The organism is Streptomyces sp. NBC_01618 (genome assembly GCF_045209435.1).
Lineage (GTDB): Bacteria > Actinomycetota > Actinomycetes > Streptomycetales > Streptomycetaceae > Streptomyces.
This window is the reverse complement of sequence record NZ_CP109297.1, coordinates 4,297,539-4,320,572: the sequence shown is the minus strand read 5'-3', so window position 1 is coordinate 4,320,572 and position 23,034 is coordinate 4,297,539. Positions and strand designations below refer to the sequence as shown.

The 23,034-nt window shown below is 69.1% G+C and carries 22 protein-coding genes and 1 pseudogene; 10 read left to right on the top strand and 13 right to left on the bottom strand.

Going from position 1 to position 23,034, the window contains the following annotated elements:
- The first annotated feature begins 43 nt into the window (after positions 1-43).
- The 7 genes from OH735_RS20170 to pstB all read left to right on the top strand — a co-directional run bounded on the left by OH735_RS20170 (position 44) and on the right by pstB (position 8,248).
- The gene (locus OH735_RS20170) at positions 44-2,305 is read left to right on the top strand and encodes an RNA degradosome polyphosphate kinase (RefSeq protein ID WP_406382899.1); all 2,262 of its coding nucleotides are present in this window, start codon (positions 44-46) and stop codon (positions 2,303-2,305) included.
- A complete protein-coding gene (locus OH735_RS20165) occupies positions 2,292-3,296 on the top strand; it encodes a CHAD domain-containing protein (protein ID WP_406382898.1) in 1,005 nt (334 codons plus the stop codon). Before OH735_RS20170 ends, OH735_RS20165 begins: the two co-directional genes overlap by 14 nt.
- Positions 3,293-3,775, top strand: coding sequence for an NUDIX hydrolase (locus tag OH735_RS20160; protein ID WP_406382897.1), 483 nt, complete (start codon positions 3,293-3,295; stop codon positions 3,773-3,775). Before OH735_RS20165 ends, OH735_RS20160 begins: the two co-directional genes overlap by 4 nt.
- A 235-nt stretch (positions 3,776-4,010) precedes the next feature.
- Positions 4,011-5,150 carry a phosphate ABC transporter substrate-binding protein PstS gene (pstS, locus tag OH735_RS20155; RefSeq protein WP_406382896.1) on the top strand — a complete coding sequence of 380 codons (1,140 nt, stop codon included), beginning with the start codon at positions 4,011-4,013 and terminating at the stop codon, positions 5,148-5,150.
- Positions 5,151-5,365: 215 nt separating this feature from the next.
- Positions 5,366-6,361, top strand: a complete 996-nt coding sequence (gene pstC / locus OH735_RS20150; RefSeq protein ID WP_406382895.1) for a phosphate ABC transporter permease subunit PstC — start codon at positions 5,366-5,368, stop codon at positions 6,359-6,361.
- Positions 6,358-7,443: a phosphate ABC transporter permease PstA gene (pstA, locus tag OH735_RS20145; protein WP_406382894.1), complete on the top strand. Its 1,086-nt coding sequence runs from the start codon at positions 6,358-6,360 to the stop codon at positions 7,441-7,443. Before pstC ends, pstA begins: the two co-directional genes overlap by 4 nt.
- Positions 7,444-7,471: 28 nt before the next feature.
- Entirely contained in the window at positions 7,472-8,248 is a 777-nt protein-coding gene (gene pstB / locus OH735_RS20140) for a phosphate ABC transporter ATP-binding protein PstB (protein WP_406382893.1), read from the top strand.
- Between the two features lie 166 nt (positions 8,249-8,414).
- Here the strand turns inward: pstB and OH735_RS20135 are convergent, their stop codons facing one another.
- Both OH735_RS20135 and OH735_RS20130 read right to left on the bottom strand, forming a co-directional pair.
- Positions 8,415-9,413 (bottom strand): anion permease, encoded by a 999-nt coding sequence (locus OH735_RS20135; protein ID WP_406382892.1) that lies wholly within the window; start codon positions 9,411-9,413, stop codon positions 8,415-8,417.
- A gap of 5 nt (positions 9,414-9,418) precedes the next feature.
- Positions 9,419-10,039 (bottom strand): DUF47 domain-containing protein, encoded by a 621-nt coding sequence (locus OH735_RS20130; protein ID WP_406382891.1) that lies wholly within the window; start codon positions 10,037-10,039, stop codon positions 9,419-9,421.
- Between the two features lie 200 nt (positions 10,040-10,239).
- Here OH735_RS20130 and OH735_RS20125 point away from each other — a divergent pair, with 200 nt between their 5' ends.
- Positions 10,240-10,611: a metal-sensitive transcriptional regulator gene (locus OH735_RS20125; RefSeq protein ID WP_406382890.1), complete on the top strand. Its 372-nt coding sequence runs from the start codon at positions 10,240-10,242 to the stop codon at positions 10,609-10,611.
- Between the two features lie 25 nt (positions 10,612-10,636).
- Here OH735_RS20125 and OH735_RS20120 read toward each other — a convergent pair whose 3' ends face one another.
- Positions 10,637-10,825: a hypothetical protein gene (locus OH735_RS20120; protein ID WP_266752334.1), complete on the bottom strand. Its 189-nt coding sequence runs from the start codon at positions 10,823-10,825 to the stop codon at positions 10,637-10,639.
- Positions 10,826-11,009: 184 nt separating this feature from the next.
- Positions 11,010-11,939, bottom strand: coding sequence for a hypothetical protein (locus tag OH735_RS20115; RefSeq protein WP_406382889.1), 930 nt, complete (start codon positions 11,937-11,939; stop codon positions 11,010-11,012).
- Between the two features lie 132 nt (positions 11,940-12,071).
- On the opposite strand from OH735_RS20115, the gene OH735_RS20110 reads away from it, so the two are divergent.
- Together OH735_RS20110 and OH735_RS20105 are read left to right on the top strand one after the other, a co-directional pair.
- On the top strand, positions 12,072-12,260 hold the full coding sequence (locus OH735_RS20110; protein WP_406382888.1) for a hypothetical protein: 189 nt from the start codon (positions 12,072-12,074) through the stop codon (positions 12,258-12,260).
- A 112-nt stretch (positions 12,261-12,372) separates the two neighbouring features.
- Positions 12,373-12,756: pseudogene (locus OH735_RS20105) on the top strand (hypothetical protein); the annotation flags it as partial.
- 32 nt (positions 12,757-12,788) lie between these two features.
- On the opposite strand, the gene OH735_RS20100 reads toward OH735_RS20105, so the two are convergent.
- The 9 genes from OH735_RS20100 to OH735_RS20060 all read right to left on the bottom strand — a co-directional run bounded on the left by OH735_RS20100 (position 12,789) and on the right by OH735_RS20060 (position 23,022).
- Complete coding sequence (locus OH735_RS20100; RefSeq protein WP_406382887.1) at positions 12,789-13,520, bottom strand: phosphatase PAP2 family protein; 732 nt, start codon at positions 13,518-13,520, stop codon at positions 12,789-12,791.
- Between the two features lie 359 nt (positions 13,521-13,879).
- On the bottom strand, positions 13,880-14,845 hold the full coding sequence (locus OH735_RS20095) for an NlpC/P60 family protein (RefSeq protein ID WP_406386651.1): 966 nt from the start codon (positions 14,843-14,845) through the stop codon (positions 13,880-13,882).
- A gap of 177 nt (positions 14,846-15,022) precedes the next feature.
- The gene (locus OH735_RS20090; RefSeq protein ID WP_406382886.1) at positions 15,023-15,619 is read right to left on the bottom strand and encodes a hypothetical protein; all 597 of its coding nucleotides are present in this window, start codon (positions 15,617-15,619) and stop codon (positions 15,023-15,025) included.
- Positions 15,616-18,096: an alpha/beta hydrolase gene (locus tag OH735_RS20085; RefSeq protein ID WP_406382885.1), complete on the bottom strand. Its 2,481-nt coding sequence runs from the start codon at positions 18,094-18,096 to the stop codon at positions 15,616-15,618. The genes OH735_RS20090 and OH735_RS20085 overlap by 4 nt, the downstream gene beginning before the upstream one ends.
- Before the next feature lie 780 nt (positions 18,097-18,876).
- Positions 18,877-20,748: an alpha/beta hydrolase gene (locus OH735_RS20080; RefSeq protein WP_406382884.1), complete on the bottom strand. Its 1,872-nt coding sequence runs from the start codon at positions 20,746-20,748 to the stop codon at positions 18,877-18,879.
- Positions 20,745-21,134 carry a hypothetical protein gene (locus tag OH735_RS20075; protein WP_406382883.1) on the bottom strand — a complete coding sequence of 130 codons (390 nt, stop codon included), beginning with the start codon at positions 21,132-21,134 and terminating at the stop codon, positions 20,745-20,747. Before OH735_RS20075 ends, OH735_RS20080 begins: the two co-directional genes overlap by 4 nt.
- Positions 21,135-21,425: 291 nt before the next feature.
- Positions 21,426-22,073: a GNAT family N-acetyltransferase gene (locus OH735_RS20070; RefSeq protein ID WP_406382882.1), complete on the bottom strand. Its 648-nt coding sequence runs from the start codon at positions 22,071-22,073 to the stop codon at positions 21,426-21,428.
- Between the two features lie 91 nt (positions 22,074-22,164).
- Positions 22,165-22,530, bottom strand: a complete 366-nt coding sequence (locus OH735_RS20065) for an iron chaperone (protein WP_406382881.1) — start codon at positions 22,528-22,530, stop codon at positions 22,165-22,167.
- Positions 22,531-22,539: 9 nt separating this feature from the next.
- Positions 22,540-23,022: an ATP-binding protein gene (locus tag OH735_RS20060; protein WP_406382880.1), complete on the bottom strand. Its 483-nt coding sequence runs from the start codon at positions 23,020-23,022 to the stop codon at positions 22,540-22,542.
- Positions 23,023-23,034 lie beyond the last annotated feature (12 nt).

The following is a 23,034-nucleotide window of genomic DNA, read 5'->3' as shown; positions in this document are numbered from 1 at the left end:
CTTCGGCGCGCCCTCGGAGCCCCTGACGCGGAAGAATGGGGCCATGAGCCAGCAGCCCAGCTCCGAGGTCCCGGCCCAGCCCCCCGTGCAGCCGTCCGTCGGCTCGCTCGCGGCGCACCGGCCGCACGCCGTCGCCGCCGCCGCGGCGGCGTCCAACGGCGCCGCGCTGTCGACCCGGGCCGACCTCGATCCCGACATCGACGCCGACGTCGACGCGTACGAACCCGACGTCAACGGCGACGAACTGCCGCACGGCCGCTTCCTGGACCGGGAACGCAGTTGGCTCGCATTCAACGAACGAGTGCTCGAACTGGCCGAGGACCCGGCGACCCCCCTCCTCGAACGGGCTAATTTCCTCGCCATCTTCGCCTCCAACCTGGACGAGTTCTTCATGGTCCGGGTGGCCGGGCTGAAGCGCCGTATCGCCACCGGGGTCGCCACCCGCTCCGCCTCCGGGCTCCAGCCCCGCGAAGTCCTCGACCTGATCTGGACCCGCTCGCGCGAGCTCATGGCCCGGCACGCCGCCTGCTACCAGCAGGACGTCGCCGCCGCCCTGTCCGACGAGGGCATCCAGCTGATCCGCTGGCCCGAACTGACCGAGAAGGAGCAGGCCCGCCTGTTCACCTTCTTCCGGCAGCGCGTCTTCCCCGTGCTGACCCCCCTCGCCGTCGACCCGGCGCACCCCTTCCCGTACATCTCGGGCCTCTCGCTCAACCTCGCCGTCGTCGTACGCAACCCGGTCAGCGGCCACCGCCACTTCGCCCGGGTCAAGGTGCCGCCGCTGCTGACCCGCTTCCTGGAGGCGTCGCCGCAGCGGTACGTGCCCATAGAGGACGTCATCGCCGCCCACCTCGAAGAGCTCTTCCCGGGCATGGAGGTCCTCGCCCACCACACGTTCCGGGTCACCAGGAACGAGGACCTGGAGGTCGAGGAGGACGACGCCGAGAACCTCCTCCAGGCCCTGGAGAAGGAACTCATGCGGCGCCGCTTCGGCCCGCCGGTCCGCCTGGAGGTCGAGGAGTCCATCGACCCGTACGTGCTGGACCTGCTGGTGCGCGAGCTCAAGGTGTCCGACGCCGAGGTCTACCCGCTGCCCGGACCGCTCGACCTCACCGGGCTCTTCGGCATAGCGTCCCTGGACCGGCCCGAGCTGAAGTACCCCAAGTTCATCGCGGGCACCCACCGCGATCTCGCCGAGGTCGAATCCGCCGCCGCGCCCGACATCTTCGCCGCGCTGCGCGAACGCGACGTACTCCTGCACCACCCGTACGACTCGTTCTCCACCTCCGTGCAGGCGTTCCTGGAGCAGGCCGCCGCCGACCCCGACGTTCTCGCCATCAAGCAGACCCTGTACCGGACTTCGGGCGAATCCCCGATAGTGGAAGCGCTGGTCGACGCCGCCGAATCCGGCAAGCAGGTCCTCGTACTCGTCGAGATCAAGGCGCGCTTCGACGAGCAGGCCAACATCAAGTGGGCGCGCAAGCTGGAGGAGTCCGGCTGCCATGTGGTCTACGGCCTCGTCGGCCTCAAGACCCACTGCAAGCTCTCGCTCGTCGTCCGCCAGGAGGGCGACACGCTGCGCCGCTACTCGCACGTCGGCACCGGCAACTACCACCCCAAGACGGCCCGGCTGTACGAGGACCTCGGCCTGCTGACCGCCGACCCGCAGGTCGGCGCGGACCTCTCCGACCTCTTCAACCGGCTCTCCGGCTACTCCCGCCGCGAGACCTACCGCCGCCTCCTGGTCGCCCCGAAGTCCCTGCGCGACGGGCTGATCGCCCGGATCGACAAGGAGGTCACGCACCAGCGGGCCGGGCGGGCCGCCTACGTCCGCATCAAGGTCAACTCGATGGTCGACGAGGCGATCATCGACGCCTGCTACCGGGCCGCGATGGCGGGCGTGCCGGTGGACATCTGGGTACGCGGCATCTGCGCGATCCGCCCCGGCGTCGCGGGCCTCTCCGAGAACGTCCGGGTCCGCTCGATACTGGGCCGCTTCCTCGAACACTCGCGGGTCTTCGTGTTCGGCAACGGCGGCGAGCCCGAAGTGTGGTTCGGCAGCGCCGACATGATGCACCGCAACCTCGACCGCCGGATCGAAGCACTGGTCCGGGTCACCGACCCCGCCCATCGCGCCGCGCTCAGCCGTCTCCTGGAGACCGGCATGGCCGACACCACCTCCTCCTGGCACCTGGGCCCCGACGGGAACTGGACCCGGCACGCCACGGACGCGGACGGCCAACCGCTGCGGAACGTACAGGAAATGCTCATTGACGCCCGGAGGCGCCGGCGTGCGACGCCATGACCACCAGACGACGCAGGCGGACCTTACGGCAGGGGCGGTGCTCGCGCCCTACCTTCAGGAACAGGCCGCCGAATTCCTGCGCAGCCTGCGCCTGCACCGCGAGAACAGCGCCCCCACGGATGCCGGGAGCCACGCCGCCGAGGAGGCCGCCGGTGCGCTGCGCCGCTCGTCCCGCCGGATCAGCGGCACGCTGCACACCTTCCGGACGGCCCTGGACACGGCCTGGGCCGAGCAGCTCCGCACCGAACTGGCCTGGCTCTCGGGCACCCTGGCCCGCGAGCACGCCTACGCGACCCGGCTGAACCGGCTCCTCGAAGCGCTGCACAACCTGTCCGGCACCTCACTGCCCGCCGCCCGCCCGGCATCGAGGTCCGGCGCCGACTCCGCCGGTGACAAGGAGCGCGCCGTCCTCGGCGTCGGCGCGGCCCGGGCCGGCGCGCTGCTGGAGCGGCAGCTGACCCTCGCCCGGACCCGCGCCCACTCGGCGGCGCTCCAGGCGCTCGGCTCCTCCCGCTTCCACGCGGTGGCCGACGCGGTCGCGCTGCTCGCCTCCGAGGTCCCGCTCGCGGCGGCGGCCACGGCTCCGGCCGAGGAGATGCTGCGCGGCCCCGCCGACCGGGCCGAACAACAGCTGCTCGGCGCGGTGGCCGCGCTTGCGTCGGACGAGGCGGTCGAGCCGTACAACGAGGCGCACGACGCGCCCTGGCACCGGACCCGGCTGCTCCTGCGCCTGCACCGGTACGCCCACGAGGTGGTGCGGGGCGCCCCCGATCCGGTCCTGGCCGCGCCGGGGCACGCCCTCGATCTGCACCGGGACGCGTCGGAGGCGGCCGCGGCGGCGGCGTCGGCGGCCCGCACGCCCCGGATCGCGCCCGCGACCGCGTACGCCCTGGGGGTGCTCCACGCCGATCAGCGGCACGCGGTGGAGGCGGCGCGCAACGGGTTCCGGGAGAGCTGGCCGTACGCGAACGCGGTGGTGGCCGCGCCATGAACGGCGACCCTGTCCCGGGTCCCGGGCCCGCCCCGGGTCCCAGGCCCGCCCCGGGTCCCGTGCTCGCCGCGGGGTGCGTGCTGTGGCGCCGGGCCGCGCACTCCGGCGAGCCGGAGGTCTGCCTGGTCCACCGGCCCCGTTACGACGACTGGTCGCATCCGAAGGGCAAGCTGAAGCGCGGCGAGTCCGCGCTGGACTGCGCCCGGCGCGAGGTGCTGGAGGAGACCGGCCACCACTGCGCGCCCGGCGCCGCGCTCCCCACGATCCGGTACATGGTGAACGGGCGCCCCAAGGAGGTCGCCTACTGGGCGGCCGAGGCGACCGGCGGCGCCTTCGTACCGAACGCGGAGGTCGACCGGGTGAGCTGGCTCTCCCCGGCGGCGGCCCGGACCCTCCTCACCCGGCCCCACGACCGGGACGTGCTGGACGCCTGGCTCACCACTCTGCCGACCACCCCGTCGAGCCCGTCCGGCGCCTGAGGACAAAACCCTCGCCCCGAACCGTCGCCCCGGACCCGGGCCCCGAACCCGCGCGGCAGAACCACACCGCCCAGCACGGTTCACCTTCCGTTCACCCACCCCCGTAAACCGCTTCACCTGTTCTGTCTAACTTCGCCAGTGCACGGTGCGCGGCGCCAATGCCGAAGCACCCATCCCAACGCACGCCGTCGTAGAACGAAGACACCTCGGCGGCTCCTGGAAGGAACACCCGAAAGTGAAGCTTCAGCGCAAGAACCGGCTTCGTGCCACCGCGCTCGGTGCCCTCGCCGTCTCCGGCGCCCTGGTCCTCACGGCGTGCGGTTCGGACAACAACAGCGGCAACGGGACCACCGGCGGCAACGGCGGCAAGACGAGCGCCGCGTCGGACATCAAGTGCGACGACGCCAAGGGCCAGCTGCTCGCCTCCGGCTCCAGCGCGCAGAAGAACGCCATGGACCTCTGGGCCAAGAACTACATGGCCGGCTGCTCGGGCGTCGAGATCAACTACAAGTCGTCCTCCTCCGGTGAGGGCATCATCGCCTTCAACCAGGGCACGGTCGGCTTCGCCGGTTCCGACTCGGCGCTGAAGCCCGAAGAGGTCGCCGACTCGAAGAAGATCTGCAAGGGCGGCCAGGGCATCGACCTCCCGATGGTCGGCGGCCCGATCGCCATCGGCTTCCACCTGGAAGGCGTCGACAGCCTCACGCTGGACGCCCCCACCCTCGCCAAGATCTTCGACACCAAGATCAAGAAGTGGAACGACCCGGCGATCGCCAAGCTCAACAGCGGCGTGAAGCTTCCGGACAAGGCCATCCAGCCCTTCCACCGTTCCGAGGACTCCGGCACCACCCAGAACCTCGGCAAGTACCTGGGCGCCGCCGCCCCGAAGGACTGGAAGTACGAGGCCGAGAAGAAGTGGCCGGCCCCCGGTGGCCAGGCCGCGTCCGGCTCCTCCGGTGTCGCCGCCCAGGTGAAGCAGGTCGACGGCGCGATCGGCTACTTCGAGCTCAGCTACGCCACCTCGCAGTCGATCCCCACCGTCGACATCAACACCGGTGGCTCCACCCCGGTGAAGGCCACCCCGGAGAACGCCTCCAAGGCCATCGCCGCCGCCAAGATCAAGGGCACCGGCAAGGACCTGGCGCTCGACCTCGACTACACCACCAAGGCCGAGGGCGCCTACCCGATCGTCCTGGTGACCTACGAGGTCGTCTGCGACACGGGCAACAAGGCCGAGACCCTGCCCACGGTCAAGTCCTTCCTGAACTACACCGCCAGTGACGAGGGCCAGAAGCTCCTCACCGAGGCCGGTTACGCGCCGATCCCGACCGAGATCAACAGCAAGGTCCGCGAGACCATCGCCTCCCTCTCCTGACCGGGTCGCCCGACCGGGTCGCGTGGCCGGGGGGCACGCAGCCCGAAGCACGTAAGCACGTAAGCACCACCGTCACCACCACAAGCAACACCAGCAACATCCGCGTCACCCAGCGGGCCGGTCCGGCGCACCCCTCCGGGCCGGCCCGCAACCACCCATCCGGTGCACCGCCGCCAGGGGAGCCACGCCGCTCCTCCACACAGACCGGAAAGACCATGGCTTCCACCACACCGATAGACACGCCACCGGCGCCGCCGATGGCGCGCAAGCGCGCCAGGCCCAGGACCGGGCGCGCAGGCGACAAGGTCTTCCTGGGCCTCTCCAGGGGCTCGGGCATTCTGCTGCTCGTGATCATGGCGTCGATCGCCGTGTTCCTCACCTACCGCGCCGCGCTCGCCATCTCCAAGGACCAGGGCAACTTCTTCACCACGTTCGACTGGAACCCGGCCGGTGACCCGCCGGTCTTCGGCATCGCGGTCCTCCTCTTCGGCACGGTCGTCAGCTCGATCATCGCGATGGCCATCGCCGTCCCGGTCGCTGTCGGCATCGCGCTGTTCATCTCGCACTACGCGCCGCGCAAGCTGGCCGCGCCCCTCGCGTACGTCGTCGATCTGCTCGCCGCAGTGCCGAGCATCGTGTACGGCATCTGGGGCGCCCTCTTCCTCGTCCCGTACCTGGAGGGCCTGAACCTCTGGCTCGACCAGTTCTTCGGCTGGACGTACCTCTTCGAGAAGACCGAGGTCGGCGTCGCCCGCTCGCTCTTCACCGTCGGCATCCTGCTCGCGATCATGATCCTGCCGATCGTGACCAGCGTCAGCCGCGAAGTCTTCCTCCAGGTCCCGAAGACGAACGAGGAGGCCGCCCTCGCCCTCGGTGCCACCCGCTGGGAGGTCATCCGCCTCTCGGTGCTCCCCTTCGGCCGCTCCGGCGTGATCTCCGCGTCGATGCTGGGCCTGGGCCGGGCGCTCGGCGAGACGATGGCCGTCGCCACGGTTCTGTCGCCGAGCTTCGTCATCTCCGGGCATCTGCTCAATCCGGGCGGCGGAACGTTCGCCCAGAACATCGCCGCGAAGTTCGACGAGGCCGACCAGTTCGGGCGGGACGCCCTGATCGCCTCCGGCCTCGTCCTCTTCGTCCTCACCCTGCTGGTCAACGGCGCGGCCCGGCTCATCATCGCCCGCCGCAAGGAGTACTCGGGGGCCAACGCATGAGCCAGGCAGCCAACACCGGCATCCAGGAACGCCCCACCCCGACGGCGCCCGCACGCGGGACGAGCCTCAGCAGCCGCACCCTTCCCCGCTGGGCCCCGTTCGGCTTCGCGGCCGTCGCGCTCGCGCTGGGCGTGGGCATCGGCGCGGCGGCGGGCTGGCGCAGCCACACCCAGTGGGGGCTGATCTCCGCCCTGCTCTTCGTCGTCATCTCGTACGTCACGACGACGGTCGTCGAGAACCAGCGCCAGGCCAAGGACCGGCTCGCCACCAGCATCGTGTGGGTGTGCTTCCTGCTGGCCGTCGTGCCGCTCGCCTCGCTCCTGTGGACGACGATCAGCCGGGGCGCGGCGCGCCTGGACGGGTACTTCCTGACCCACTCGATGGCCGGCGTGCTCGGCTCCGAGCCGACCGGCGGTGTCTATCACGCACTGATCGGCACGCTGGAGCAGGTCGGCATCGCCACCCTGATCTCCGCCCCCATCGGCATGCTGACCGCCGTCTACCTGGTGGAGTACGGCAAGGGTGCCCTGGCGAAGACCGTGACCTTCTTCGTCGACGTCATGACGGGCATCCCGTCCATCGTCGCCGGTCTCTTCATCCTCTCGATCATGCTGATGACGAAGACCGACCCGTCGGGTCTGATGGGCGCGCTGGCGCTCACGATCCTGATGCTCCCGGTCGTGGTCCGCTCCACCGAGGAGATGCTCAAGCTCGTCCCGAACGAGCTCCGCGAGGCATCGCTCGCGCTCGGCATCCCGAAGTGGCGCACCATCCTGAAGGTGGTCCTGCCGACCGCGATCGGCGGCATCACCACCGGTGTGATGCTCGCGATCGCCCGCATCGCCGGTGAGACGGCGCCGATCATGCTGCTGGTCTTCGGCAGCCAGTTGATCAACGCCAACCCCTTCGAAGGCGCACAGTCCTCGCTCCCCTTCTACATCTGGGAGCAGTACAAGGTCGGCACCGATCAGTCGTACGACCGTGCCTGGGCCGCCGCTCTGGTCCTGATCACCTTCGTCATGATCCTCAATCTGGTGGCCCGCGGCATCGCCCGCTGGAAGGCCCCGAAGACCGGCCGCTGACCGCGGCACGAAAGAAGCAGTGATTCAGATGGCCAAGCGCATCGACGTCAGCGGCCTGTCCGCCTACTACGGCTCCCACCTCGCCATCGAGGACATCTCGATGACCGTGGAGCCCCGCTCCGTGACCGCCTTCATCGGCCCGTCCGGCTGCGGCAAGTCCACCTTCCTGCGCACCCTGAACCGCATGCACGAGGTCACCCCCGGCGGCCGCGTCGAGGGCAAGGTGCTGCTGGACGACGAGAACCTGTACGGGCCGAACGTCGACCCCGTCACCGTGCGCCGCACGGTCGGCATGGTCTTCCAGCGCCCGAACCCGTTCCCGACCATGTCGATCTTCGACAACGTCGCGGCGGGCCTCAAGCTGAACGGCTCGTACAAGAAGAACCAGCTGTCGGACATCGTCGAGAAGTCCCTGCGCGGCGCCAACCTCTGGAACGAGGTCAAGGACCGGCTGAACAAGCCCGGCTCCGGTCTCTCCGGCGGCCAGCAGCAGCGCCTGTGCATCGCCCGCGCGATCGCCGTCGAGCCCGACGTGCTGCTGATGGACGAGCCGTGCTCCGCCCTGGACCCGATCTCCACCCTCGCCATCGAGGACCTGATCGGCGAGCTGAAGGAGCGCTTCACGATCGTCATCGTGACGCACAACATGCAGCAGGCGGCCCGCGTCTCGGACCGCACGGCGTTCTTCAACCTCGCGGCGGTCGGCAGGCCCGGCAAGCTCGTGGAGATCGACGATACGGAACGTATCTTCTCCAACCCGTCCGTCCAGGCCACCGAGGACTACATCTCGGGCCGCTTCGGATAAACCCCCAGGATGGCCTTGGGGTGCTGCATGGCGGTGCCACCGCAAGGCGAAGGGGCCGCCCCCACTCCCGCAGAGGGAGTGGGGGCGGCCCCGTTTCGTACCACTGGATCAAGCTCGCTCATGGACAGAGCGACCACCGGGTGCCCCCGGTGACCCCACCGCCCCGTCACCCGAAGAGCAGCACCACGACCCCGTAACTCGCGGCGGCGACCAGCGCCGCGGCCGGCATCGTGATGAACCACCCCAGGATGATGTTCTTGGCAACGCCCCACCGCACGGCGTTCACCCGCTTCGTGGCGCCCGCGCCCATGATCGCCGAGGTGATCACATGCGTCGTGGAGATCGGCGCGTGGAACATGAACGCCGAGCCGAACATGATCGACGCCCCCGTCGTCTCCGCGGCGAACCCCTGCGGCGGGTCCAGCTCGATGATCTTCCGGCCGAGCGTCCGCATGATGCGCCAGCCGCCCGCGTACGTACCCAGCGAGAGCATCAGCGCGCAGACGAGCTTCACCCAGACCGGAATCGGGTCGCTCGGGCTTTCGATATCGGCGATGACCAGGGCCATCACGACGACGCCCATCGTCTTCTGCGCGTCCTGCAGACCATGGCCGAGCGCCATGCCCGCGGCCGAGACCGTCTGGGCGATCCGGAAGCCGCGCTTGGCCTTGTGCGGATTGGCCTTCCGGAATATCCACATGATCGCGACCATCACGAGATAGCCGACGACGAGGCCGACGACCGGCGAGACGAACATCGGGATGACGACCTTGTCGAGCACCCCGTCCCAGTGCACCATCGTCCCGCCGGCCAGCGCCGCACCGACCATGCCGCCGAACAGGGCGTGCGAGGACGAGGAGGGCAGCCCGAAGTACCAGGTGACAAGGTTCCAGATGATCGCGCCGACGAGCGCGGCGAAGAGGATCCCCATCCCCTTGTGGCCCTCGGGGGTCGCGATCAGACCCTCGCTCACGGTCTTGGCGACACCGCTGCCGAGGAACGCACCGGCCAGGTTCATCACCGCGGCCATCGCCAGCGCCGCACGCGGTGTGAGCGCACGGGTGGAGACGGACGTGGCGATGGCGTTCGCCGAGTCGTGGAAGCCGTTCGTATAGGTGAAGCCGAGCGCGACACCGATGGTCACGATCAGCGCAAAGGTGTCCACGTGGTTCAGGACTCCTTGACCGCGATGGTCTCCACCGTGTTGGCGACGTGCTCGAAAGCGTCGGCCGCCTCTTCCAGTACGTCCACGATCTGCTTGAGCTTCAGCACCTCTATGGCGTCGTACTTGCCGTTGAAGAGGTGGGCGAGCAGTTTGCGGTGGATCTGGTCGGCCTGGTTCTCCAGCCGGTTGACCTCGATCCAGTACTCGGTGAGATTGTCCATCGTGCGCAGACCGGGCATCGCCTCGGCGGTCAGCTCGGCCGCCCGGGCCAGCACCTCGACCTGCTGCGCGACGCCCCTGGGGAGTTCCTCGACCTGATACAGCACGACCAGGTCGACGGCCTCCTCCATGAAGTCCATGATGTCGTCGAGCGAAGAAGCGAGGTTGTAAATGTCCTCGCGGTCGAAGGGCGTAATGAAAGAGGAGTTCAGCTGGTGGAAGATCGCGTGGGTGGCATCGTCCCCCGCGTGCTCCGCTGCCCGCATGCGCTCCGCGATCTCGACTCGGGAGGCAGAATCCGCCCCGAGCAGTTCCATCAGGAGTTTCGAGCCCGTGACGATGTTGTCCGCGGACGCGGAGAACATGTCGTAGAAGCTCGTCTCCCTGGGGGTCAGACGAAAGCGCACGTGGGGTCCTCGGGGTGCTTTGGATTCGGTCAGGCTGATGCTAGGTGCATCATCCGGCCACGGCTAACCGGCGTTCTTCAGTGTCGCGCATCGGGCACAGTGATCAGCACGGGCCCCCGGTCACGGTTCGGCAGAATTCGTTAGGATATACCCACCAGGGGTATATAAACGCCAGGGTAAAGGGACAACGGGAGGCAGAAATGACCACCACCGAGGCCGCCGGGACCACCGCCGCCACCGCGGCGACGGATTCCGCCGCGGAACCGATCGTCACCGACCACGACCGGGGTGTCCACGGCTATCACCACCAGAAGGCCGAGCACCTCAAGCGGCTGCGCCGGATCGAGGGCCAGATCCGCGGTCTGCAGCGCATGGTCGACGAGGACGTCTACTGCATCGACATACTCACGCAGGTCTCGGCGTCCACGAAGGCGCTCCAGTCCTTCGCCCTCCAGCTGCTGGAGGAGCACCTGCGGCACTGCGTCGCCGACGCGGCGGTCAAGGGCGGCGCTGAGATCGACGCGAAGGTCGAGGAAGCCACGAAGGCCATCGCCCGCCTGCTCCGCACCTGATGCGGGGGTCGCGCCCACCCCGTCCTCACCCCCGGTGGTCGGCCTGCCGGGGGACGGTGGCCCGTTCCGCGATCACCCGGACGTTCAGCACCTCGTCGATACGGTCCGCGCTGAGCCGTTCCCCGTGCGCGGCCGAAGCGGCGATCATCAGCTCACCGCAGAGCTCGATCTCGGCAAGGGCCACATGGTCGGATACGGTCCGCGTGCCGAGCATCACCGCGTCACTCACCTCTCGCTGATGTCTCCGGCTTCCTAGCGTAGGGAGCGGACCACACACCGCGCATGGCACGGACGGACCATTTCCCGCCCGCCGCCCTGCCTACACCGCCCTGCCTACGCCGCTCCGCCCACGCCCCACGCCCCACTCCCCGCGCCCCGTCCTCCTGTCTCCCGAGCTTCTATCTCTGCTGGATCTTCCCGGTGTAGATGTCGCTGTCGTCCGGCAGCCGTACGGTGACCGGCACTCCGAATCCGTACAGCAGCGTCGTCGACACGACCTCCACCGCCGGCCCCTCGTTGGCGAAGCTGAAGCGGAGGCGCACCTTGCGCAGTCGCCCCTGTTCGTCGAGATACGCGTCGAACGGCACGGTGTGCGTACGGAAACCCTTCGCCGCTGCGGCCAGCGCCCCGCGCGATTCCGGCGAGACCTCACGCGCCGCCCGCCCGATGTCCGAAACGCCCCGGTAGTGCCGCACGGTCACCCCGGCGAGCTCGGTCCTCTCCACATACGTCACCTGCCGCGCCCCCAGCAGCAGTTCGGCGGCGGCCATCGGATCGGTCACACCGCCGGTGACAAGGTTGCCGTCCTCCAGGGTCGTCGTGTCGACCCTGACCCACTTGTCCGCCGGCACTCCGGCGCCGCGGTTCATCATGTAGAGCGCGCCGGGGGCCAGCAGCTCGATGATGGGGCGGTGCTCGTCCTCACCCGTGGCGTCCTTGGGCAGCACGACCGTGAGCCGGCCCGTCCGGTGCCGGAAGTCGTACGTCCCCCGGCCCCTGATCGTCACCCGAGTCCCGCCCGCCGCGGTCTCCATCGACGTACGCACCTCGGCGCTTCCGGCGACGACCCGGTCCCCGGCACCGGCGCCGGCACCGTGGGCGGAGCCGGTCACCGTCGCCGTTCCGGTACCGGTCACCGTCCCCGCGAGCACCGCGGCAGCACGGTGGACCGCGTCGAGCGAGTCGGCCCCGCCCCGCTCGTCGGCCATGGCACGGTCGCCGCCGCCACCGCCGCCACCGCATCCGGCGGTCGCCGCCATCACGCCCACCACGGCAAGGGCGCAGACAGCGCGCGCCCCACCTCCGGACCTGTGCTGCTGCACCACCATCGCCTGCCAACCCCCAACGACGTACCGCTTGCCCGGGCCCCCATCCGTTCCGCATAACGACAGCCCGTGTCCCCCGTCACGCCGCTCCCGTACGCCACACCGCCGGGTGGCCGTGCCCAGTACCGTGGACGGGTGTACGTCCAACACATCGAAGAGGCCCCGCAGGCTCCCCCCACCACCGCGCCCGCCGGGCACGATCCGACGACCGTGGAACGCGGCTCGTTCTGCACCGCCCGCTGCAGTTGCGGCTGGTCCGGGCCGGCCCGCCGCTCCCGGGACCGGGCCCGCACGGACGCCGCAGAACACCGCGCCGCGCCCTGACGCCTTTCCGTGATCGCTTCCCCCCCGGCGCCGCCCGTACCTCTCCCACTCCGATCCGTCTTCTCCAGGTGTCCCCCACCGACCGCCCATGAGCGCCCGACCCGGAGGTCCGATGGACCCGCTTCCCCTGCCCGACCGGCGCACCCTGCTCCTCGCGGGGGCCGCGGGAGCCCTCACCGGCGCCACCGCGACCGCTTGCAGCGGCACGTCCGGCTCGGGTTCCGACTCCGGCAGCAACCCCCCGGGCGCCACGGGCACCGCGGACCCGACTCCCGCAGCACCGCCCTCGCCGGTTCCCCCGCAGCCCGCGCCGTCCGACCCTGCGAACTGGTCCGCGCTGGCCAGGAGTCTCGACGGCACCCTCTTACGCCCCCAGGACGCGGCCCATCCGACCGCCCGTCACGGCGTCGCGTCCCGCGCGTACGGCCTGACCTGCGACAGCCTCACCGCGGCCACCGTCGTCACGGCCGACGGCAAGACCCTCACCGTGGACGCCCTGCCCGCGCGTCTCCCGAACGCTTCCGACGCCTACGCGGCCAGGTCCTTCTCGCCGTCCCCGCCGCCCGTGCCCGGCCGCGGCTCCGGAATCCCGACGGCGCCGGTCCGTCCGTCGAGCGCCGCCGACGGCGCCGACCGACGCGACCGTACGAGCCACCCGAACCGGTCCGAACGGGAGACGGCACCCATCAGCGGGGTCAGCAGCATCATCGCCAACGGGGCGAGCAGCAGGGCGGCCGCGGTGCCGAGCGCGAATCCGCCGATGACGTCGGTCGGGTAATGAACGCCCATGTAGATCCGGCAGAACCCTTCCAGCAGAGCGAGGGCGATCGCCGCGATGCCGAACTTCCGGTTGGCCACGAAGAGCCCGACGGCCAGGGCCATCGCCATCGTGGCGTGGTCGCTCACGAAGGAGAAGTCGTTCTTCCCCGCCACCAGGACGTCCAGCCCCTGGTGATCCCGGAACGGGCGCGGTCGCTGTACGAAGCCACGGATCGGGATGTTGATGAGCAGCGCGATCCCGGCGGCGAGTGGTGCCCAGACGATCCCGGAAACCGCCGTCACCGAATCTTCGGCCGTGCCGCGCCGGCGCACGCTCCACCAGCACCACAAGACCACCAGGACCATCCCGAGCATGATCCCGTACTCACCGACGAACTCCATGACCCGGTCGAACCAAGTGGGAGCGGACTTCGCGAGCCCGTTGATGTCGTAGAGCAGGCTGACATCGGGGTTCGACCCATCCAGTGCGAGTCCAGCCATCTGCTGCGGCCCCTTGCCTTGTCTGCTGCCGCGGGGCACGCCCATGTGCACCGCTTTGACGAACCCCCGTGTCGGTTCGATCACTACGTAGATCTGTACTGCGTGGACCTGTACTGCGTGGACCTGTACTGCGTGGATCGGTACTGCGCGGGCGCTCCGCCCTTGAGGGCTTCCCGGTCGGCGCCGCGTGGTCAGAGCACCGCTTTCCCGGTCGATCCCGTCCACCCAGGGAACGACGCGCTCCGTGTGTGCGTTCCACCCTCCGCCGAATGATCACCATGACGTTATCGAAGAGTGACTCATCGTCGCAGCTCAGGGCCCAGGCTTCACAGAGAGTTCCGGCCACCGCCGCCCCTGCGTCATGCCGCCGGTCGGGCGGTGGGAAGGGCCGCGGCCCCGTCCTTGGTCACCCGCGTGGCGCCGAAATAGTCGGGCGTGTCGATCTTGTCGAACCGGATCACGGCCCCGGTGTACGGCGCGTTGATCATGTACCCGCCACCGACGTACAGCCCCACGTGGCGGATGGCCCGCGAGTTGTTCAGATCGTCCGAAAAGAACACCAGGTCGCCGGGGAGCAGTTCGTCGCGCGAGGGGTGCGGCCCGGCGTTGTACTGGTCGTTCGCCACCCGGGGCAGTTCGATGTCCACGGTGCGGTACGCGGCCTGGGTCAGCCCCGAGCAGTCGAACCGTCCGCCCTGCTCGGCCGTGCCGTTGCCGCCCCACAGGTACTTCGTACCGAGCTTCTTCTGCGCGAAGTAGATCGCCCCCGCCGCCTGCTCCGAGGGCTGCACCCGTCCGACGGGCCGGGCGAAACTCTTCTCCAGGGACCGGATGATGGTGACGTAGTTCTGCGTCTCCGCGATGTCCGGCACCCCGCCCGCCCGGATCACCCTGTACGCACCGGCGTTGTACGCGGCCAGCATGTTGTCCGTCTGATCCCCCGGCACCTTCTTCACGTACCCGGCCAGTTCGCAGTCGTACGAGGCGGCGGACGGAATCGCGTCGGCCGGGTCCCATACGTCCCGGTCCCCGTCTCCGTCCCCGTCGATCCCGTGTCCGGCCCAGGTGCCCGGGATGAACTGCGCGATGCCCTGAGCGGCGGCGGGACTCTCGGCGCGGGGGTTCCACCCGCTCTCCTGGTACAGCTGGGCGGCCAGGAGGGCCGGGTTGATGGCGGGGCAGAGGTTGCCCCACTTCTCCACCAGGGGCTGGAACTTCGCGGGCACGGCCCCCTTCGCCAGCCCGACGGCCCCGCTCCTGCCGGAACTGACGAGTCCGGCAGCGGCGGAGTACGTACCGACGACGAGCAGAGCCACGAAGCACATGGCCATGCCGACGCCGATGCCACCGATCACCCAGAATTTACGCACCCCTCAACCTTCCCCCATCGGGGCCGTGTTCATGGGTGGTTTCGCGGGTGTGTACGAATCACCGGGGTCACCGGGGTCGCGGACCGGCCAGATCTGTGCGCCGACCGGCCAGTTCTGTGCGCTGACTGTCCCTCACGATGCCCCGGTGGACCAGTAGTCGGAGTGCACGTTGGGACGTGGCAGGGGGTAGACCCCCTCGTACGCCGGGCCGTTCGGCTTGGAGGCAGGGGCGGCGACCTTGGACTCCTTCACGCAGGGGCTGTCCGCTTCGAAGAACGCCTGGCCCTTGCCGCGGAAGCTCACGCTGATACCGAAGCCGGCCTTCGTCTGCGCGTAGACCGCCGGGAACTCCTTGTCGTTGTTCTTCGCCTTGATGCGGTAGTCGCTCTCGCGCCAGAACTTCTCGACCTGGTCCAGGAAGTTCTGCCGGCGCTGCGCCGACACGATGGTCATCACGGTGCGCCTGCGTGTCACGTCGCAACTGCCCGTCGTGGTCGGACCGTGCGCCCACTGAACATCGGGGACGATCTCCTTCAGTACGGCGTCGAGCATGGCGTCGGACCGTTCGGCGGCCTCCTGCATGTTCATACCGCGCTCCTTGCCGCTCTTGCTGCTCTTGGTGCTCCCGGCGCTCGCGCTGCCGTTGGATTGTCCGCCGTCGTTGCCGCAGCCGGACAGTGCGAAGCCGAAAGCCAGGGCCACCGCAACGATCTGGAACCTTCGCTTCATCGCTGTTCCTCCATCTTGAGCCTGTCGGAGTGTCCCGACACGATCAGAGCGATGCTGTCCGCCGACATAGCGTCTCGTACCGGATCGAAGTAGTTGGAGTGCGCGTCGAAGCTCACACCGCTCGTGCTGATCAGCGGCTGGCCGGGGGCCACCGGGAACCGCTTGGCCCCGAAGGCCTTGCTCGCCGGGTCCTTGCCGAACCAGAGGTCGTCGTCGCCCGGGTCGGCCAGGTCCCCCGCGAGGTACGCGCCGGCGGGGCCGCCCAGAATCATCCCTATCACGCCCACGGCGGCCTGTGTCTTGGACGGGAGCTTGGTCACCGGGTCGTTGGCCGCGGCACCGACGAAGACGTGCCCGCTACCGACGCCGAGATCCACGGCACGGTCCACCCCCACCCCCGGACTGCCGACCAGGATGATGTCGTCCACCCCCGGAATACCGCCGTCGCGCTGCGTCGCGGCGCCCACGGTACGTGAACCGTAGGAGTGCCCGATGGCCGTGATGTGCGGGTCCGCGTTCTGGTTGGTGGCCGCGATACCGCCCATGAAGTCGCTGTAGGCCACGCCGCCCTTCTCCGCCCGGCCGGTGCCCGCGACGGCCAGGCTGTGCAGCCCGTCCGGTGTCTGCGGTGCGTCGTAGCCGAGCCAGACGATCGACGCGGTGGACTGGTCGTACCCCTGGGCGCCGATCGCCGTGTCACGGGCCCGCTTGAGGTCGTTCTTCGCGAATTCCTCGTCGAGAGAGGTGTTGAGCCCCGGTACGTACGCCGACACGTTCTTCGAGGTGTCGGGGTTCCCGTAGGAGACGATGGCCCGGCCGTTGCCCTCGTCGCTGATGCCGATCAGGTACATCGGCGGCTGGCTCCCCTCCTTCAGCTGCCGGTCGATCTCCCGCAACCCCGCCAGCTGGTCCTTCGACTTGGAGTCGGTCTTCCCCTCCAGCTTCGAGATCAGGCCAGGGAGATTCTTCCGGTTGGCCGCGTCCCTGTCCGCTACCGGGATGCCGTCCAGATTGCCGATCCGGTCCGGGGAGAGGTCGAGGTACTGGTCGCGCTGCTGCTGCGTCAGCCCGTTCCACCAGTCCTTGCGTTGGGCCGCGGTGGCATTGCTCGGGATGCGGTCGTTGAGGTACTCGCGTTCCTTGTCCCGTACCGCCGCCTCGACGCGCGAACCGGATCCGGGCAGTCCGGCGACCGCGCCACCGCCCCCGCCGGACGCCTTGGTCATGTCCCAGACGGCGCCCACGTGGTCGCCCTTGCCCCACTTGTCACCGGCACCGCGTGCGGCCTGGGCGTACTGGTCGACGATGCCCTTGGCGCTGTCCACGGGGTGGATGACGGTGTCGACGGCACCGCTGACGTCGCCCCACAGGCCGTCGTCACCGATGACGCCGGAGATGAAGTTGCCGTCCGAGGGGCGGGAGGAGTTCGGTTCCGGCTTTTGTCTACCCGCGTCGACCTGCGTAGAAGAATCACCGCCGGTCGAGCCGCCGGAACCACCGGAGGTGTCTGCGCCGCCGGATCCGCCGGAGGTGTCCGTACCCCCGGATCCACCGGATCCGTTACCCCCGGATCCACCGGAACCGGAACCGTAGCCGCCGGACCCACCGGAGGCATCGGTCCCTCCGGACGCGTCGGACCCTCCGGAAGCGTCGGACCCTCCGGAAGCGTCGGACCCTCCGGAAGCGTCGGACCCTCCGGAAGCCGCCGAGCCGCCCGAGCCGCTTGAGCCGCCCGAGCCGCCGGAGTCCGTACCTCCGCCGGATGTCTCCGACCCGCCGGAGCCCGTGCCGCCAATCACGGTGGAGCCCTCGGAACCGGCACCACCACCGGCATCCGCGCCCTTACCGGCGACCGCTTCGACGTCGGGTGCCGGGCAGGCGCTACCGGTGAGTTGGCAGATGGCGTTCCGGATCTCCCCGGTCAGCTGCCCGCCGATCCCCGTCGCCGCGAGCCCGCCGATCAGGGCCACGACCACGAGGATCATGCCCAGGTACTCCATCGCGGTCTGCCCGGCGTCCCGACGCCACTTGATCATCCGCGCGATGCTGAACGGCCGGTGCTCGACGCGCTGTTCAAGGCTGAGCCCGAACCATTCACGGGAGCCGGACCGCAACAGCAGGACGACGACGGCGACCGGCACCACCAGCTGCGCCACCCCCTGCCCGCCAGTGCCCTCACCCAGCGTCGCCAGGGCACCGACGGTGAGCCAGGCATGTACGGCAAGGAGCCCGCGCCAGATCCAGACGCCGCCGCTCCGCACGTACAGCGACAGCACGAACCCGGTGACACCCGGCAGCGCGGCGTACAGCAGCATGCCCAACAGCCGCCCGTCCACCGCGTCGACGGACGAGGCCACGACGAGCGCGTCGAGCACGCCGACGACGGTGACGACGAAGAGCAGCCGGACGAGAATCAGCACCGCCTGCAGAGGACGCGACAACGACCGCCTGCCCGAACGGGCCTCGGCAGCACTCATGTCAGCGCCACCCGGAATCGCTAATTCTCGTATGCCAGACACGACGGGTCTCCCAGCTTGGTGAGTGGGCGCAGTGACAGTTCAACCGGTCTCTGTATGCGACCACACCAACACCGGGCGCGGCATGGGCCCCAGGGCCCAATGCAAGACTCAAGGCCCCAGGGGGTCGGCCTGTCCCTTACCGCCACCGACTGGCCTGATATGAGCCATTGGTGACGCTGACGCGGCGTCAGGGGGCCCCAGCGGACCAGAAGTCCGAGCGGACGTTGGGAGCCGGCACTGGCTCCCCCATATGCCCCGTCTCGCCAGGGGCGTCCAGGGTCGGCGGTGCAACCCTGGACTGTTCGACGCACGGCGTCGCCACTTCGAAGAACGCCTGCCCACCCCCTCCGATGAGTAGGCGCACCCGGAATCCATCCGGCGTCTCGAAATAGGTCGCAGGAGTCACCGAGTTGGCATTCACCCCGACTTGGCGATATCCAAACTCCTTCCACGCCCGCTCCACGATTCCAAAGAAACCTCCTCTCCGCGCTGCAGAAATTACAGTTACTACCGCACGACGTCGAGACACATCACAAGCCCCTTCCGTGCTTTCCCCATGAACCCAATGAACTGTCGGATAAATTTTCGCAAACGTATCGTCCAGGATCCCGTCCGCCCTGTCAGCCGCTTCTTGCATATTCATATCGCCTCCGCCACCACTCGAAACCGATGAGTCATCCAAATATTCGCACCCCGGAAGAAATATCAGCGCCACGACGAGAAGGGTGATGCGCATTTTCACCTAGGACGCTCCAATTGAATCTCTCCCGACTTCCCCGAAACAATTTTTGCAATATTGTCCGCCGACATCTGATCCTTGGACGGGTTGAAATAATTGGAGTGCGCCTCAACCAGATCGTGACCTCGCTCCAATGGGCGCGGACCATCACTCACCGCGAACCTGCGGGCCCCGAATTCTCGATGCGCCGGGTCGGTTCCAAACCAGGCATCGCTTTCATCGGACTGCGCATCCTGTGCCGAGTAGCCGGCGAATCCACCGGCGACACCCCCTGCCACACCACCGATGACAGCACCTGCCGGGCCGGCGCTCGCACCCAGCACAAAGCCTGTCGACGCCCCGCCAACAACACCAGTCCCGATGCCACTCGCTTCCTTATGGTTGGGCAATTTGGTAATGGGGTCATTTTCGGCCGCCCCTACAAAAACGTGATCATTCCCGACGCCCAACTCTTCAGCAGACCGCGCACCCGTCCCCGGACTGCCTACCAGAATGATGTCGTCGGCACCTGGAATTCCACTTCGTTCCTGTGCAGCCAAACCGACAGTCAGGGATCCGTACGAGTGACCAATGGCCGTGACATGCGGTTCCGCATGCTGGTTGGTGGCAGAAATACCAGCCATGAACTTGTTATATGAGTGTGCACCAACTTTGGCATTTCCCTCCCCCATCACGTCCAAGTTCCCCAGAGGATCACCGACTGAGGCCTGCGGCGCATCATATCCAAGCCAAACGATCGAAGCAGTCGGGGACCCAGGATTCATTTCCTTAGCCCCGATAGCAGTATCCCTGGCTCGCTTTAAATCGCCCTTTGCGAATTCCTCATCAAGGGATGTTCCCAGCCCCGGCACATACGCCGAAACATTCCTGGCCATATCTGGATTCCCGAACGAGACGATCGCCCGACCATTGCCCTCGTCCCCGATTCCGAGGAGGAACATCGGAGGCTGTCGGCCCTCCCGCAGCTGCCGGTCGATCTCCCGCAACCCCGCCAGCTGCGTCTCCGACTTCGTGTCGTCCCGCCCCTCCAGCTTCCCCATCAGCAGCTGCAGGTTGTCCCGGTTCGCCGCGTCCCTCACCAGGGCTGGAATGCCGTCCAAGTTGCCGATCTGGTCCGGGTACACCGCGAGGTACTCCTCGCGCTGTTCGTCCGTCAGGCCGGCCCACCATGCCTTCCGCTCGGCCGGGGACGCGTCGTGGGGGATGCCGTCTTTCAGGTAGCCGCGGGCCGCCTCCCGTACCGCGGCCGCGTCGCCCGCCGCGTCGGTCCATGTGGCGTCGGGGACCTTCAGGCCCTCCTCGGCCTTCAACTTGCGCAGGATCCGGGCGTACCGCCAGTCGATCTCGGCCGCCGTCCGCACCGCGTTGGCCACCCGGTCCGCGATGTCCTGCGCCTTCGCCACGTTCGGGTTGGGCGCGACCAGGCCCGAGGGCGGCAGGAGGCCCGGCGCCGCCCCCACCGACGCCGTCCCGCCCGGCAGCGGCTTGCCGTCGATCAGGCCCTCGCCCGCCGCCGGGTACGTCACCGAACCGTCCCCGTGCACGGTGAACTTCAGGGACTCCGCGTCGTCCAGCGCATCCCGCAACGCCCTTTGCTGGGCGCGCAGTTCATGGGCCAGGCTGTTCAGCGTCGTACGGAGCAGACCGCACTCCGTGTAGAGGTACTGCAAGTTACGGCTCATCTGCTGCAGCCGCCTCACCGCCGCACCCGCCGCCGCACCCCGCTGCGTATTACGCAAGCCGCTCAGCAGTTGCGTCTCGATCCGGTCCCGGCCCGCGTCGGCACGGTTGCTCGCCTTACCCCAGCCGTCGGCCGCGCCTTCCAGTTCGCCGCACTTCAGGTCCCGTAACTGCGCCCAGGTGAGAGTCATCGCGCCCCACCCGCCACCTTTGCGAACGACGTCTTCACGGTCTCGTCCGTATCGCCCTGGTCCCGGACTACGGCGCGCATCTGCCCGGCCAGGGCCCCGCACTCCCCCCGTGCGGCCTCGAACCGCCGCTCCCACGAATCCCGTACGGCTCCCAGCTCCGCCAGCGCGGTCAGACCGGTGGTCCCCGCGAGCAGGCCCTCGTGCGCGGTCTCCAGTTCCGACTTCACCGGGGTGAGGTGCGTGCGCATCCCTTCCGCCCCACTGGCGGCTCGTAGCCAGGCTCCGTCGCTGTGCTTCAGTACGTCCCCGTCAGCGCCGCCCTCCCCCGTCAGGCCGCTCAGCCGCTGCCGGCCCCCCGGCTGTCCCACCACTGCCACTCCGGTCACTCCGTTCCGTCCCTTGATCGTGGAGCGGCACTGTGCCAAATCCAGTGCGGGCGACACGCCGCGCCCGCACGCGCCTCAAGGCGTCAGGCCCCCGCAGGCCCGGCATGCCGGACCGGGCAGTTCACCCGAACGGGGTGGTCGCCATGTCATTGGGGAGGTTGCGGTTCACCACCACCGCGCTGTGACCGCCGCCGAACGGGATGCGAAAGACCGGCCGCCTTTCCTGGTCGCCGTCCGATCTCGCGTGGATTACTGCGAGCCCCCGCTCGCCTGCCCGGTCGCCGGGTTGCCTCAGGCCGTCGGGCCGACCGCGACGTCGGCCGGTTCCGGGTCGGCGGCCAGGCGGGCGTGCAGGTGCTCGTCGTGGTACTCCCCGTCGCCGTAGCGGTGGGAGTCGCGCAGTGTGCCCTCGGGAAGGTAGCCGCAGCGGTGGGCCACCCGGCAGGAAGCCTCGTTGCCGGTGGCGTGGGCGATCTCGATCCGGCGGGCATCGGCCGTCCCGAAGGCCCAACTGGTCACCGCTCTGGTCGCTCTGGTGGCCACGCTCCGTCCACGGGCGGCCGGGAGTGTCCAGTAGCCGATCATCGCGAGGCCGTCCGCACGGTCGACCCAGCGAAGGCCGACGGCGCCCAGTACGGCGCCGTCGGCCAGGTCAAGTACGGCGAAGGAGGCGGCGTCACCGCGGTCCCAGCCGACCTCGCGCAGCTCCAGCCACGCCAGGGCCTCGGTGCGATCAGCTGCCGGAAAGGGGTTCCAACGGGAGATCAGCGGGTCCGCGGCTGCGGCTATCAGGCCGACGAGCATCGCGTCCAGCTCGTCGGCCTCCCGTGACCACGGGCGCAACAGCACGTCCCCCAGGTCGAGCGTGGCGCGGACGAAGGTTCGCCGGTCGGCGGGGTTCTGGGCAGCCGCCGAAGGTACGGAGGTGGAGGTATTCATGGCACCTTCCTACGTTGTCACGCGACGCACCACCACGGAGTTTCCGTCAGTCAAGGAAAAGGAAAAGGAAGGGGCGTGATGGCGTACCCGCTCAGCAGACCGCGCCCGGCCCCGCCGCCGTCGCCCGGAGCAGATCCCTCACCAGGTCGTAGTCGATCGCCTCCGTCTTACGGAAGCGCAGGCAACCCTTCCCCATGTCCTGCCCGACCAGCCGCTCCGCGAACGCCTCACGCACGTCGCTGCGCATCAGGTAGAAGGAGATGTACTGCTTCTGCGAGGCGAACGCGATCTCCGCGGTGCCGTCCCGCTCGTACGCGGGCATCCCGTACGCCATGACCTCGTCGAACCCGGCCAGCTCCGCCCGGCACAACTCCCGCAGCCTCGTCAGGGCGTCCCTGCGCTCCTCGGGCACCTCGGCCAGATACCCGGCCACGTCCTTCGCCTCGCTCCGCACCATGTAACGAGGCTATGCCCGGCCCGTACATCTGTCGCCCGGCCCGCACTGCCCCTCGCCCTCCCCCTTTGCCGCGCACTCCACCCAGAGCAGCTTTCCGCCCTGCCCCGGCAGCCCGCCACGCATGGGGTACGCGCCCCAGCTCTCCGCGTAGAGGGTGACGAGGTACAGTCCGCGCCCCCGCTGGGCCAGCTCCGCCGGGGCCTCGGCGCTCCACCGGAACGGGGCGGGGATGTGCGGGTTGGTGTCCCAGACGCTCAGCCGGATACGACTGCGCCCGGCGTCGCGCAGGCGCAGCGAGTACTCCCCCGAGGAGTACAGGTAGGCGTTGGTGACCAGCTCGCTCGCCAGCAGCTCGGCGGTCTCGGTGAGTTCACGCATGCCGTGTACGCGCAGGATGGTACGGAGGGTTGCACGGGCCACGCCGGGGGCGCGGGGATCCTGCGGGAGTTGGAGGGTGTACGTCCAGGGCGGGGATACCGTGGCACTGACCATGGAAGTCTCCGT

Excerpts from the sequence above, each read along its gene's own strand:
- OH735_RS20170 (WP_406382899.1), top strand. The coding sequence starts at position 44 with ATGAGCCAGCAGCCCAGCTCCGAGGTCCCGGCCCAGCCCCCCGTGCAG.
- OH735_RS20160 (WP_406382897.1), top strand. The coding sequence starts at position 3,293 with ATGAACGGCGACCCTGTCCCGGGTCCCGGGCCCGCCCCGGGTCCCAGG.
- pstC (WP_406382895.1), top strand. The coding sequence starts at position 5,366 with ATGGCTTCCACCACACCGATAGACACGCCACCGGCGCCGCCGATGGCG.
- pstA (WP_406382894.1), top strand. The coding sequence starts at position 6,358 with ATGAGCCAGGCAGCCAACACCGGCATCCAGGAACGCCCCACCCCGACG.
- pstB (WP_406382893.1), top strand. The coding sequence starts at position 7,472 with ATGGCCAAGCGCATCGACGTCAGCGGCCTGTCCGCCTACTACGGCTCC.
- OH735_RS20125 (WP_406382890.1), top strand. The coding sequence starts at position 10,240 with ATGACCACCACCGAGGCCGCCGGGACCACCGCCGCCACCGCGGCGACG.
- OH735_RS20120 (WP_266752334.1), bottom strand. The coding sequence starts at position 10,825 with ATGCTCGGCACGCGGACCGTATCCGACCATGTGGCCCTTGCCGAGATC.
- OH735_RS20115 (WP_406382889.1), bottom strand. The coding sequence starts at position 11,939 with ATGGTGGTGCAGCAGCACAGGTCCGGAGGTGGGGCGCGCGCTGTCTGC.
- OH735_RS20100 (WP_406382887.1), bottom strand. The coding sequence starts at position 13,520 with ATGGCTGGACTCGCACTGGATGGGTCGAACCCCGATGTCAGCCTGCTC.
- OH735_RS20095 (WP_406386651.1), bottom strand. The coding sequence starts at position 14,845 with ATGTGCTTCGTGGCTCTGCTCGTCGTCGGTACGTACTCCGCCGCTGCC.
- OH735_RS20090 (WP_406382886.1), bottom strand. The coding sequence starts at position 15,619 with ATGAAGCGAAGGTTCCAGATCGTTGCGGTGGCCCTGGCTTTCGGCTTC.
- OH735_RS20085 (WP_406382885.1), bottom strand. The coding sequence starts at position 18,096 with ATGAGTGCTGCCGAGGCCCGTTCGGGCAGGCGGTCGTTGTCGCGTCCT.
- OH735_RS20080 (WP_406382884.1), bottom strand. The coding sequence starts at position 20,748 with ATGACTCTCACCTGGGCGCAGTTACGGGACCTGAAGTGCGGCGAACTG.
- OH735_RS20070 (WP_406382882.1), bottom strand. The coding sequence starts at position 22,073 with ATGAATACCTCCACCTCCGTACCTTCGGCGGCTGCCCAGAACCCCGCC.
- OH735_RS20065 (WP_406382881.1), bottom strand. The coding sequence starts at position 22,530 with ATGGTGCGGAGCGAGGCGAAGGACGTGGCCGGGTATCTGGCCGAGGTG.
- OH735_RS20060 (WP_406382880.1), bottom strand. The coding sequence starts at position 23,022 with ATGGTCAGTGCCACGGTATCCCCGCCCTGGACGTACACCCTCCAACTC.